This window comes from Cellulophaga sp. BC115SP (assembly GCF_009905545.1).
Classification (GTDB): domain Bacteria; phylum Bacteroidota; class Bacteroidia; order Cytophagales; family Spirosomataceae; genus Flectobacillus; species Flectobacillus rivi.
Genome location: NZ_JAAALB010000021.1, coordinates 54,605 through 68,096, shown reverse-complemented (window position 1 = coordinate 68,096; position 13,492 = coordinate 54,605). Strand labels below are relative to the sequence as shown.

Sequence of the window (13,492 nt, the reverse complement as noted above, 5' to 3'; positions counted from 1 at the left end):
GGTAGTGTTGTGATTTACTTTTGAGGAGATTGTCTTTGATAAAATTTTTTAGGAAATAACCTGTAAAATAAGATTCATTTCCTGAAGAATAATATCCGTAATCAAGTGCTTTTGAGGTATTTATGGACTAATATGAAAGATTAGGGATTGTAAGCCTTAAGCAAAATTAAATTGAATTATTACGCTTAAGGCGATAAGTATTAAGTAAAAACCACTATATTATTTCGATCGAAAAAATATAGTGGTTAATGTTTATAGCCTAAAGTAGTACAACATACGTTAAACTTGAACTTTTTTCAATTCAATTTTATGATACAAAAGCTTCGTAGCGATGCCTTGTTGGTCTCTAAAATTAAACACCTGTCCATCGGCTCTTACTTGTTCCAACAAGTCAAAATCTAAGGTTTGGTAATGCCATGTTGGTTTTTGTGTTTCACCCAAAGAAATAATACCTTCTTCTGGTAAATTCTTATCAGGAGTGGCATAAAAAGCCGCATATCCATAATTGATGTCGACTGCTGGCGACCAAAGGGCATTTCCAACCGTTTGAGATACAGCGGTATAAATTTGGTTTTCTAAAGCTCTGGCTCTAGCGCCAATATGTACCCGAGTAGCGCCTCTGATGGTTTCGGTGCAGCTTGGCGCAACAATTAATTGGGCACCTTCTGAGGCAAGCAACTGACTACCAATCGGAAATTCCACATCATAACAAATTTGAATCCCAAATTTTCCCCATGAGGCTTCAAATATGGTGAGTACTTTTTCGCCACTCGAAATTCCCCATTCTTCATTTTCAAAACGAGTCATGAAAAATTTATCTTGATAACCCACATAGCCTTTCTCTGAAAAAACCATGGCTCTGTTGACAGGACGCCCGTTGATAATAACAGGCAAACTAGGCGCTACAATGGTCACATGGTTTTGCTGTGCTGCCGTAGTCCAGACATCAATAAATTTTTCTTGTAAATTACTCAACTCAATCACTTGCCCTTGAAGGGAAGACTGTAAATTGGCAGGTAAAATACTCGTCAATTCCATAGCTCCATACTCAGGGAAAACCAACAGTTGGGCTTCTTTTGCCGAAGCCTCCGCCACCCATTCGTGTACGTGATTTGCCCACGCATCAAACGAGTTATGTTGCGTAATGGGATATTGTGCGGTTGCAACACGAACTTTCATACGAATGGATTAAAATGTTTATTGATGAAAATAATTACAGATTTTTGAGCCAAAATCGAAGGGGCTTTCGGGTACTTTGCGTTTCGCCAATATCTAGCCAACTCATTTCACAAACCAAATGTGGCTGTGGCGTATAACCTCTTTTAGTCCAAAAAACATCATTTGGTCTATATTCTGAAGGTTTTAGAGGATGGTTTTCGCCACGGTCAACTGAGCAGAAAGTGGCAATTTGAAATCCATTTCCCTGAGCAAAAGTTTCTCTTTCATCAAAAAAACGATGTCCAAGTCCTATTCCTCGATGCGATTTAAGCAATATACTTTCTCCAAAATAGAAAATATTATCCAGTGAAAAACCCTGTTCTATAAACGGTATTTGTACCTCTTCTGTTTCATCCACTAAGGGAATCGCTGTGGTAGCACCCACCATTTTGCCTTGATCATACACAGCGAATAAAAAGCCTTTCTCTGAATTAGCGTAAGTTTTCAAATACTCCAACTCATAGTCTAAAGTTCCCTCATATAGATAAGGGTAGTCATGAAAAACCTCAATTCGGAGCTTTGCTAAATCCACAAAAGCACTTTCGATTTCTTTGCCTACTTTTCTGATAAATTCCATGTTACTTTGACACTAATTCAATCCAAAGTGTAAGGTTGTAATACGTTGTTACTCGGGTGATTTTTCCGTCTTTAACTTCCAAAAAAGCACCTGCTGGCAATACATAAGTTTGTCCATGCGCTTCAGGAAGACCTTCTTCACCTTTTTTGTAGATACCATTCACCACAAATTCTACTGCCACACGAGTGCCCGTTTCCTCTGCTAGAAAAACCATATCAGTAAGTGTTTCTTCATAGCTATCATCCATTTTTTGAAGAAATGCTGTGAATTTATCTTTTCCCACACGCACATCGCCTTGGTTACTTTCGTGACGGATATTTTCATCAAGCAAGTCTAACATTCCTTGCCAATCTTTTTGATTAAAGCTATTGTAGTACGCCTTTACGATTTCTACACCTTTCATTGCACTAAATTGTATTAATAATCATTGATTCCAGCGATACACTGGGCATAACTTTTATGCAATTCAAAATTAAATAATTCAAGAATCAAATGAGTATTTTATTTGTAGGTACATCAATTTATTACCATTAGTGAAGTGCAAGATGGTATATTTAGTATTTATCGTTGTACTTTTTTTGTACTATAGATTCAGCTTTTTATTGGGAATACTCTGACCCTTATTATAGGGTAGTAAAACTTGTTTTTATATTTTTGATAGGTATGCTAAAATTAAAATACAAATGAGTGCTTGATAGTCAGAGGTTTGAGTGCTTTTCAAACAAAAGTTTGGTTGTAGTAATTTAATTAAATGCGGATATTTTTAGTTACAAGATGAAATTCCTAAATATTTGAAGAAAACTTTGTCGTGCTGGCTTATTTTTTTATATTTACATCGAGCATTATTGTTACTTGAAATTATATAAAAATGGCATCCTTGCTACTCTCTCATAATTGTAAATCCTTATGTTGCATTACTCATTCAAAAATTTTACCGCCACTAACACAGTACAAGACATACCGAAGTCAATAACTGAGAGCCTTCAGCGACTCTGTACTGAATACGAGCATATTCCAATCGAAGAAATTGCCCAGCCACACTCTTCACAAACCCGTCCGATTGTCTTTTATTACCTGCCCAGTTTTACATCTCCTGAAATACAGCTTTACAACGACTACCGCCAGCAGTCATCTCCCCTCTACATTGTATTAATACTTCCCAAAGACAATAAAATCGAACTAAAAGCTCAGAATGAGCTTAAATATGAAGATTATTTGCTCGATAGTCAACTCACAGAAGATTGGGTAGAGCGAGTGCTGACTTTTTATGAGAAAAAGAAAGAAAGCAAACAAAAGCTATCCAAATACGTAGACCTTTATCAGAGCTTGTTTACCACTTCGGCAATACCGATGATTGTGACCTGTGCTTACACCAATCGAATTGTGATGGTTAATCAAGCCACTAAAGACACAATTTCGGCAGAGGAGGAATGGCTCACACAATTCAAAATTACTGAGTTGTGTCATCCCGAGGATAGAGAGCGTATGGAAACTAACATGGCTTCTCGAACAGGCGAACGAACTGTCGTAAGATGGTGTCTGCCTAATAATCAGACCTTGCATATAGAGTTTTCGGCCTACAATATTATCGTTAATGAATACCCTGCCTCATTGGTAATTTTTACCAATATTACCCAACTAATCGAATCTCGAGAAAGAGAACGCTCTTCACTTTTACAGTTCGAAACGATTTTTGACAAAACTCAAGAGGCTATTTTGGTTTTTGACGATGAAGGGCAGATTATTGATGCCAATCGTTCGGCAGTCAAATTGTTTAAGGCTTACAATAATCAACTGACAGATTCTAAAATACAACCTTTGATGACGGATGGTTTTAAGAAATCATTTTGTCAGATTTGGCAGACTTTCCTTGATCATAACCAAGCAAAAGGCATTACCAAAATAAGAGATTTTGAAAATAATCAACTTATTGCAAGTTATCAGTTACACAGAAAGCTAATTGGTGGTAATCATTTGGCTACCTTGCTGGACATTACCGACAACTACCAAAAAAATCAAGAAACACTTTGTTTAAATGAAATATATAGACTGCTCGGTCAAACACAAACCTTTAATGAACCATTTGAAATGGTACTGAAACGAGTTTGTGAACAAGCAGGTTATCAAACAGCCTTATTGTGGGTGGTGGATGGTACCGGTAAATACTTGAAAAATGTGAGCTTAGGAACACATAATTTCAATGAAAGTCTATCTTTTGCACCTTCCATTCGACTAGAACACTCTGATGATTGGGAAACCCAAGTATTTCGTCATGGACAAGCCATGCGCGGTAGACAAGTGCGAGAAATAGCTCCCGGAAGGTCTGTTGATTGCAACTCCTTTGTATTACCGCTCAAAAGCAAGCATAAAGTAGTAGGGATTTTGTCCCTTTGCACGCAGGATGTTACTCTTATCAACAAAAGACATACCTCATTTTGTAAAAGTGTGGCAGATATATTAGGGTTAAAAATCGTTAAACAAAATGCCCTGAAAGACTGGGATAATGTCTTTAATCACTCCAATAATTACATCTGTACGATTGGTCGAGACGGTGGTTTTATCAAAGTAAATCCTCGTTTTTGTAAAGAGTTAGGGTATCCGAAAGAAGATTTCTATGCAAAGCCATTTTTACAAGTGGTTCACCCTGAGGACTTAGGTGCTGCAAGATTTGATTTGGATTTGATGTTTGAGAATAATGCTAGTGCTACTTTTACCAATCGCTGTGTTGCCAAGGATGGAAGTATCAGATGGATAGAGTGGAGTTCAGCGTATGAGCCTAATACGGAGTTAGCTTATCTAATTGGTAAAGATATTACACAAGAACAATCAGCCAAAAGACAGTATCTCCTAGAAGCAGAAAATAGTGGTAGGATTTTATCGAGTATTACCGACGGATACTTTATCGTAAATGATCAATGGCGAATTCAATATGCCAATAAGGCTGCTGAACAGCTTTTTGATATGGATGCACAGTCGCAAATGGGGATGTATCTATGGGAAGTTTTTAATATTCACCCTTACCATCCATTCTTTATGCAACACGTAGTAGCGCAAGACGAAAATAGAGAACACTCTTTTGTCGATTATGAAATGCAATCAAAAAAATGGCTTTCAGTAAGTTGTAACCCTCTCAATGATGGTATGGCTATTTCTTACAGGGATATTACAACCTTGAAAGAACAAGAGAATAGAATCGAGCAAATGAAGTCTAACTTGGAGTTATTGATTAACAATACAGATAATTATATTTGGTCAATTGATACTGAAAAAAGGTTAGTTACTTTCAATTCTACGTTTGCGCAAAGATTAGCTAATATGTTAGGAGAAGAACCCTCTGTTGGCTGGTATGCACTAGATGAAAGATGGTCACCCGAAGAATTAGCGTTTTGGAATGGCTTATACGAAAGAGCATTAGCAGGAGAGTCTTTTTTTGAGGAAATATCTGGTTTTAATCCAGTTAAGGGCGAAATAGAGATTTCTGAAATTAATTTATATCCTATTTATCGAGATAAAGAAATCATTGGTGTATCGTGTTTTTCAAAGGATATTACTGAAAAAGAGAAATATGTTCGTGCCATTGAAGAACAAAATAGTAAACTTCGTGAAATTACTTGGATGCAATCGCATGTGGTTCGTGCGCCACTTGCACGCATATTGGGCGCAGTAGATTTACTTATGCACGATTCGCAGGGAAATTTGCCATCTGCAGAATTGCTCTCATGTTTAGATATTTCGGCACGTGAGATGGATGGAATCATTCATGAAATTGTTAAAAAAGCATCTCCTTGGTCGGCCGAACCTAAAGGTTTTTCCAATAATTTAATGTTATCATAAATTTATCGTAACGATAGGCTTCTTCTTTTAAATTTGTTTTGTATTTTAACTCCTGTACCATATTGAAAATGACAACAATATGATATGGGAGTTTGAAATTGTATAGTCAATTTAGCGATTTGTACCAATCGAGCACAAACGATAGTAAAAGGCTAAGTATGCTTACCCAATTGAAACAAAAACTTATGGAATCAAGAAGAGAATTTATTAAAAAAGCCTCCTTTCTAGCTAGTGGCGCTGGATTTTTTGGCGCACTACCTCAATCTATTCAACGAGCATTGGAAATTAACCCTGCCCAAGGAAGTTCTTTTTGGGATGCGGAGCACGTGGTAATTTTGATGCAAGAAAACCGCTCGTTTGACCACTGTTTTGGTACCCTACAAGGAGTTCGTGGCTTTAATGACCCTCGCGCTTTGACGGATGGTAATAAACGTAAAGTTTGGTTACAATCTACAAAAGATGGCAAGACTTACACTCCTTTTCGGCTAAATCTCAAAGATTCAAAAGCTACATGGATGAGTTCGTTGCCACACTCGTGGGAAAATCAAATCGATGCACTTAACAATGGAAAGAATAACGGTTGGTTGGGAGCGAAGCAGTCTGGTAACAAAGATTATAAAGATATGCCCCTGACTTTGGGCTATTATAATCGTGAGGATATTCCTTTTTACTATGCCATGGCTGATGCCTTTACCATTTGTGACCAAAATTTCTGCTCTTCTTTGACGGGAACAACGCCCAATCGTTTGTATTTATGGTCAGGTACTATTCGTGAAAAAGCTACATTCAATTCTAAGGCCAATGTAAAGAATGAGGATATTGATTATGAAAAATGGGCAAAATGGAAAACCTTTCCCGAAAGACTTCAGGAGGCAAATGTACCTTGGAAAATTTACCAAAACGAAATCAGTTTATCTTCAGGCTTAGAAGGAGAGGAGGATGCTTGGCTTTCTAACTTTACTGATAATCCTATTGAGTGGTTTGAGAATTATAAAGTAAAATTTGCTCCAGAATATTATGAATACATTCAAAAAATGGAGAAAGTTTTACCAGAAGAAATCAGCACTTTGGAACAAAAACTTCCAACGTTAGATACCTCGAGTGCTGAATATAAAAAAGCTCAAAGACAACTCGATTCGAAAAAAGGCTGGTTAGCACAAATCAAAGTTGACTTAGTTACCTATCATCCTGACAAGTTCAAGGATTTGACAGATATTCAAAAAGCCATACATCAGCGTGCTTTTACGAATAACAGAAAAGACCCTAATTATAGAAAATTAAGTCATATCAAATACGATTTTGATGGCAAAGAGCGTGAAATGGCAGTGCCACAAAGCGATGTCTTGTATCAGTTTCGTGAGGATGTGAATAATAATAATTTGCCAACAGTTTCTTGGTTAGTGGCACCTGAAAACTTTTCTGACCACCCAGGTGCTCCATGGTATGGTGCTTGGTATTTGTCAGAGGCAATGGATATTTTGACCAAAAATCCAGAGGTTTGGAAGAAAACCATCTTTATTTTGGCGTATGACGAAAACGATGGCTATTTCGACCATATTCCGCCTTATGTTGCTCCAGACCATCAGGCGCAAGACTCTGGAAAGGTATCGCATGGTATTGATGCCTCAGCAGAGCGAGTAAATATTGCGCATGAACAGCAACGTCCTTACAAGGATATTCGCAAAGGACCTATTGGATTAGGCTTTAGAGTGCCACTTTTGATTGCCTCTCCATGGACTCGTGGCGGACGTGTATGTTCAGAGGTTTTTGATCATACTTCTGTGATTCAGTTTTTGGAAAAATTTGTTTCTAAAAAAACAAAGAAGAATATACATGAAAGCAATATAACTGAATGGCGAAGAACCGTTTGTGGAGATTTGACTTCTGTTTTTCAGTCATACAATGGCGAAAATATTCCTCTGCCTAGTTTTGTCGAGAAAGAACCTTTTATACAAGCCGTTCACCAAGCGCAGTTTAAGCAACTGCCATCGGGTTATAAGGTACTGACCGAAGCCGAGCAAGAGGCAATTAACCAAAATCCTCAAGTAGCAAAATGGATGCCTCAACAAGAAAAAGGTATTCGACCAGCCTGTGCTATTCCTTACGAATTATATGTAGATGGACAGTTAAAAGGTGATGCTTTTGAACTCAAAATGAAGGCAGGAACAACGGTTTTTGGTAAAAGCACCAAAGGTTCACCTTTCAAAGCTTATTCGACGATTCCTTATCAAAAGAAAGACGCCGAAGGAAAACCTATAGGTTATGAGACGATGTTGGCAAGAGATTATGCCGTAAAAGCTGGCGATCAATTGAAAGATACTTGGCAATTGTCTGAGTCTGAGTCAGGACAATACGCTGTTGACGTTTATGCTCCCAATGGCTTTTTTAGAACGTTTAAAGGCGATGCATCAGATAAGTTAAAAACAAGTTTGACCTACGAATCGGCTTCTACCAGCGAAATCCTAACGGGCAATGTTGTGTTGAATTTAGAGAATATTTCAAAGGCAGACATTGTTGTAGAGATCATCGATGAATCTTATGAAACGGGTTTAAAAACGATTAATGTTTCCGCTGGTCAATCGCAAAAATTAGTCTTAAATCTTACCAAAAGTTATAACTGGTACGATTTCTCGGTAAAAGTAATAGACGATGCTGTCTTTTTGAGAAGATACGCAGGGCATGTCGAAACGGGTAAATCAAGTTTTACCGACCCGGCGATGGGACTAGTCAAAACAGTCTAGATCTTTCCCCTTAGCGTGCGACTTAAGTCGAACGCTAAGGGGAAAGATATTTTTGTCACACAACAGATAAAGTTTATCTTACCTTCATAGTTAGTTTGTAGGATAAAATGTGTTTTCAAGAAATAGAGCAGCCTGCTAACTAATCTTTTAAATTCACAATTAGTGCTTTACGAAAGTTTAGTTTATTGACAACTCTTGCAGTTACCGCCTTCTACATGGCAACCGCAAGGGTTGCATCTATACCCAAAAAACAATGAATAAGAACTTTTTTGAACAAAAATAAAATCCTTTCTACAACTCAAATTCACAGTTTGCCATTCACAAATCTACGTTTAAGCTTCTTCAACAGTTTTACCAATTTGCAAGTAGCACTTTCAGTAAAAAATTACTTACAGGTTCTTTTAAAAGAAATTTATGTGAAAACCTGTAATCTAATTAATTTATGTTCCAACGAATCTTCACTTGTATTGCTATCAGTTTTTGCCTGAGTATTATTGGCGTTAATGCACAAGCCCTAAAAGTCCAACATGATTTGGTAGTAGCAAAAGATGGTACTGGCGATTTTAAGTATATCCAAGATGCTATCAACGCTGTCAGAGTTTATCTTCCCAAAGGCATCACTATAAAAATCAAAAAGGGTAAGTATGTAGAAAAATTAGATATTCCGAGTACCTTGACCAATATCAAATTTGTTGGCGAAGACAAGGATAGCACGATTATCAGCTATAACGATTACTCAGGAAAAGGTAAAATGGAGACTTTTGATTCTTATACCTTGCGAGTGATGGGCAATAACCTTTCTTTTGAAAACTTAACTATTGAAAATACCGCTGGCAGGGTAGGACAGGCGGTGGCATTGCATGTCGAAGGAGATAGATGCTTTTTTAAGAACTGCCGTTTTTTAGGAAATCAAGATACCATTTTTGCTTCAGGAGAAAACGCTCGACAGCTCTTTGAAGATTGTTATATCGAAGGAACTGTCGATTTTATTTTTGGTTCTTCTACGGCACTTTTCGAACGTTGTCATATTCACTCAAAGGCAGATGGATACGTTTCGGCAGCATCGACACCTGATTGGGTGATTTACGGCTATGTTTTCAAAAACTGTAAACTTACTGCTGATGCCAACGTCACCAAAGTGTATTTGGGCAGACCTTGGAGAGATTTTGCTAAAACTGTTTTTATCGATTGTGAAATTGGCAGTCATATCTTAGCAGAAGGATGGAATAACTGGGGTAGACCATCAACCGAAAAAACAGTATTTTATGCTGAATATAATTCGACAGGAAAAGGTGCAAACATGGCAAATCGGGTAAAATGGTCTAAGAATTTGACTAAAGTGGAAGCCTTAAACTACAGTAAATCAGAGATTTTTGCAGGAAAAATAACACAAGAATTATCGAAATTCTGGTCAGATAAATAAAAGAAGCCTTATCTTTGTTGAAATAAGAGTAAAAAATCTTTAAATATTTATAAATATTGTGAAAACTCTACTGACAATTTCTCTTTCCGTTTCATTATCTATTTCCTCATGGGCTCAATCGACCATCGGAGTCACAGGCGTGAGAGATCATTCTTATAATAGCTATTCAGCTTTAAAAACAACCCTCAAAACACATCCCAATGCACTTTTGGTTATTGAAAACCAGTATGCAAATGTGACAGAAAAACGGGATATAGTATATGCCAAAATCGGTGAAAGGGAATTGAAATTGGACGCTTTTTATCCCAAAGAAAAGCATCATCAACCACATCCTGCTATTTTGATTATTCATGGAGGAGGTTGGCGTTCTGGTAATAGAGCGCAGCATATTCCTTTGGCTCAAAAGCTAGCTTCATTGGGATACGCTACTTTTACGGCAGAATATCGTCTTTCTACTGAGGCGTTGTACCCTGCGGCAGTGCAAGATTTGAAAGCTGCTGTAAGATGGATTCGTGCCAATGCGCCTCAATATCATGTAGATGCCAATAAGATTGCAAGTTTGGGTTTTTCTGCTGGAGGACAACTGGCTTCGTTGGTGGGTAATACCAACGGTGTTAAAACTTTTGAAGCAAACGAAGGTGTTACGGGTGTTTCGAGCGATGTACAGGCGATTGTTGACATAGATGGTATTGTAGCATTTATTCATCCAGAATCGGGGGAAGGAGACGATTCCAAAAGAACCTCAGCCGCTACCTACTGGTTTGGATACGGTAAGGACGAAAATCCTGCGCTTTGGAAAGAGGGCTCAGCCTTGAGTTATACTGGGAAAAATACGCCACCAACCTTGTTTATCAATAGTAGTGTAGAGCGAATGCACGCAGGAAGAGACGATTATCGTAAAATTTTGGAGGCTAATCATATTTATTCAGAAGTACATACTTTTAAAGATTCTCCTCACTCTTTTTGTTTGTTTACCCCATGGTTTGACCCAACGGTTGAGTATGTTGACCATTTTTTGAAAAAGGTTTTCAAGAAACACAAAGATGTGTTGGCATTTAGATAAAAATATAAAGGCTTAATCGTGAGATTAAGCCTTTTCGTTTATTAGGGGGATAGATAGTGATAGCTAAGTTTGTAAAAAGGTTTTTAAGTTATCGCAATGTTTAGAAATTGCATGTAAACATTTTTGAATCGCTCAAACCCTTGTTGATAGACATGATTATACTGCGTGTTGGGATAAAAAACGATTTCGTTTTTTATATCGTTGTGGTACTCCATCTCGAATGATTGGAAACCTAGTAACACAGCGCCCCATGCCGAACTTTCTATGGTATTACTGACTTCTACTTTCATTTGAAAAATATCAGCAGTCATTTGTAACCAAAAATTACTTTTGGCAAAGCCTCCACTGACCATCAAAGTCATATTGGATAACTTTTCTTTTTGAGGGACTAGTACCTCTGCAATTTGTTTTAACCCAAATAGAATACCTTCCATACTGGCTCGAATGATATGCCCTTGGGTATGTTGCATGTCTAAGCCAATCATGAGTCCTTTGGCTTTGGCATCCCAAATGGGTGCTCTTTCTCCCAAAATATAAGGCACAAATAACAATCCTTCAGAACCAACTGGTACTTTAGAGGCTTTTTCGAATAATTCTTGGTAGGTTTCGGTAGACTCAAGAATATTATTTTTGAGCCATTGCAAAACTACTGCACCATTGTTTACCGCCCCTAATTTGAGATACTCCGTACCATATAAATGATAGCATTGTGTTCTCATCTGGGCGTCGATAAAAGGTTGATTTGAAACCACTCTCACTGCCCCACTTGTGCCTATTGTAAGCGCCATTTTGTCGGGAGTAATTGCTCCAGAGCCTAAATTAGCCAGAATTCCATCGCCGCCACCACTTACTAATTCAAGACCATATTGCTTACAATAAGCTCGATGGGTTGATTTTACTATTATAGACAATTGTGTTTTTTGGATACTAAGATAGTTCAAAATTTCCTCCGACCATTGCAGCGAATGTATATCCATCAAGCCAGTTCCTGAAGCAAGGGTCGTATCAATTGTGTATTCGTGGGTCAGGTGATACCAGATATATTCTTTGGCGCTAATTAGTTTATGCGCCGAAGCTAGTAATGCTGGTTCATGTTCCTTAAGCCATGCAATTTTGGTCATGGGCGAAAAGCTATGAATCGGTATTCCCGAAATGTCATAAAACCGCTGACCAGTTGCATTTTGTTTTAGGTTATCTGCAATATCTGCTGCTCGATTGTCCGCCCAAATCATACAGTCTGTTAAAGCTTGATGTTGTTCATCGACCAATATCAAACTTTGCATTGCTGCGCTGAAACTAATAAAACGTACTTCAAATCTAGCAAGAATATCTTCTATACAATCTTTTGATGCTGTGAGTAAATCTTGAGGGTTTTGGGTGCTCCATTCTGGTTGGGGGTGATACATCGGGTATTCCCGACTCACCTGATACAAAACGTCCCCTTTTTGATTAAAAACTACAGCTTTTGTGGCAGTAGTGCCCAAATCAATACCCGCATAATAATGCGCCATAAGCATTCAAATTTTAAATTCTACGGATGCTTATCACGACTATTTTTTCTCAACGGCATGTCCTCCAAACTCGTTGCGAAGTGCTGCGACTACTTTTCCTGAAAAAGTATCTTCCATTTGAGAGCGATAACGCATCATCACTGAGAGCGCAATTACAGGCGTAGGAACACCCATATCCAATGCCGTTTCAAGTGTCCATTTACCTTCGCCTGACGAGTGCATTACGCCTTTTATCGCATCCAATTGTGGGTCTTTTGCAAAAGCATTGGCTGTCAATTCCATCAACCAACCTCTTACAACTGAGCCATGATTGAATAATTCAGCCGTTTTCTGAAAATCAATATCAAATTGCGAACGCTCAAATACTTCGAAGCCTTCTGCAATGGCCTGCATCATACCGTACTCAATACCATTATGAACCATCTTGGTAAAGTGTCCGCTTCCTGCTCGTCCAGTGTGTAAATAACCGTTTTGGATAGATATTTTTTGAAAAACTTCTTCTACATATTTGAAGACATCGGTATCTCCTCCAATCATGGTACAAGCGCCTTGTAATGCACCACTGGTGCCGCCCGAAGTACCACAGTCAAGGAAGTCGATACCCTTGTCTTTCAAATGTGTGTAACGACGCAAAGAATCTTTGAAAAAAGAGTTTCCGCCATCTATTATTATGTCTGAAGGGTTCAATAAAGGAATTAATTGCTCAATGACAGCATCTACAATTTCGCCTGCTGGTACCATCAACCAGATTACCCTGCGTCCTGAAAGCTGTTTAGTTAAATCTTCTAAGCTAGAAGCTGTAGAAATTCCATTTTGAGCAATTTGTGTTACAAAATCAGGGTTTACATCGTTGGCTATTACCTCAAATCCATTTCTATGTAAATTTAACGCAAGGTTAAAACCCATTTTGCCTAAGCCTACCAATCCAATTTGCATAAGTTTATTTGTTAAAAGTTTCGGGATATTTTGTTTATAAAAATAAGGTGTACTGTACTCAGTAATTTGTAAAACGTTATTCGTGAATTGTATATCCGTTATAAGTATTAGTGCAGAATTATGAGCTGTGAATTGTGAATGTAAAATTTTAATTATAAATACCTTACATCTTTAATTGATTGAATATTA

The 13,492-nt window shown here is 37.8% G+C and carries 9 protein-coding genes; 4 read left to right on the top strand and 5 right to left on the bottom strand.

The window, feature by feature from the left end; genetic code table 11:
* Positions 1 to 279 precede the first annotated feature (279 nt).
* From GVN22_RS16075 to GVN22_RS16065, 3 genes are read right to left on the bottom strand one after another with little or no spacing between them, the layout of a single operon-like run.
* Positions 280 to 1,179, bottom strand: coding sequence for a carbon-nitrogen hydrolase family protein (locus tag GVN22_RS16075; protein WP_166552032.1), 900 nt, complete (start codon positions 1,177 to 1,179; stop codon positions 280 to 282).
* 34 nt (positions 1,180 to 1,213) lie between these two features.
* Positions 1,214 to 1,795, bottom strand: coding sequence for a GNAT family N-acetyltransferase (locus tag GVN22_RS16070; RefSeq protein ID WP_166552031.1), 582 nt, complete (start codon positions 1,793 to 1,795; stop codon positions 1,214 to 1,216).
* A 1-nt stretch (position 1,796) separates the two neighbouring features.
* Complete coding sequence (locus GVN22_RS16065) at positions 1,797 to 2,198, bottom strand: ketosteroid isomerase-related protein (protein WP_166552030.1); 402 nt, start codon at positions 2,196 to 2,198, stop codon at positions 1,797 to 1,799.
* Between the two features lie 503 nt (positions 2,199 to 2,701).
* On the opposite strand from GVN22_RS16065, the gene GVN22_RS16060 reads away from it, so the two are divergent.
* The 4 genes from GVN22_RS16060 (at position 2,702) to GVN22_RS16045 (ending at position 10,856) form a co-directional block, all read left to right on the top strand.
* Positions 2,702 to 5,629: a PAS domain S-box protein gene (locus GVN22_RS16060; protein ID WP_166552029.1), complete on the top strand. Its 2,928-nt coding sequence runs from the start codon at positions 2,702 to 2,704 to the stop codon at positions 5,627 to 5,629.
* 185 nt (positions 5,630 to 5,814) lie between these two features.
* A complete protein-coding gene (locus GVN22_RS16055) occupies positions 5,815 to 8,370 on the top strand; it encodes a phosphocholine-specific phospholipase C (RefSeq protein ID WP_166552028.1) in 2,556 nt (851 codons plus the stop codon).
* Positions 8,371 to 8,812: 442 nt separating this feature from the next.
* A complete protein-coding gene (locus tag GVN22_RS16050) occupies positions 8,813 to 9,793 on the top strand; it encodes a pectinesterase family protein (protein ID WP_166552027.1) in 981 nt (326 codons plus the stop codon).
* A gap of 58 nt (positions 9,794 to 9,851) precedes the next feature.
* The gene (locus tag GVN22_RS16045; protein ID WP_370520424.1) at positions 9,852 to 10,856 is read left to right on the top strand and encodes an alpha/beta hydrolase fold domain-containing protein; all 1,005 of its coding nucleotides are present in this window, start codon (positions 9,852 to 9,854) and stop codon (positions 10,854 to 10,856) included.
* An 83-nt stretch (positions 10,857 to 10,939) separates the two neighbouring features.
* Here GVN22_RS16045 and GVN22_RS16040 read toward each other — a convergent pair whose 3' ends face one another.
* Complete coding sequence (locus GVN22_RS16040; protein ID WP_166552026.1) at positions 10,940 to 12,367, bottom strand: gluconokinase; 1,428 nt, start codon at positions 12,365 to 12,367, stop codon at positions 10,940 to 10,942.
* A gap of 39 nt (positions 12,368 to 12,406) precedes the next feature.
* Positions 12,407 to 13,303: a phosphogluconate dehydrogenase (NAD(+)-dependent, decarboxylating) gene (gene gnd, locus GVN22_RS16035; protein WP_166552025.1), complete on the bottom strand. Its 897-nt coding sequence runs from the start codon at positions 13,301 to 13,303 to the stop codon at positions 12,407 to 12,409.
* Positions 13,304 to 13,492: the final 189 nt, after the last annotated feature.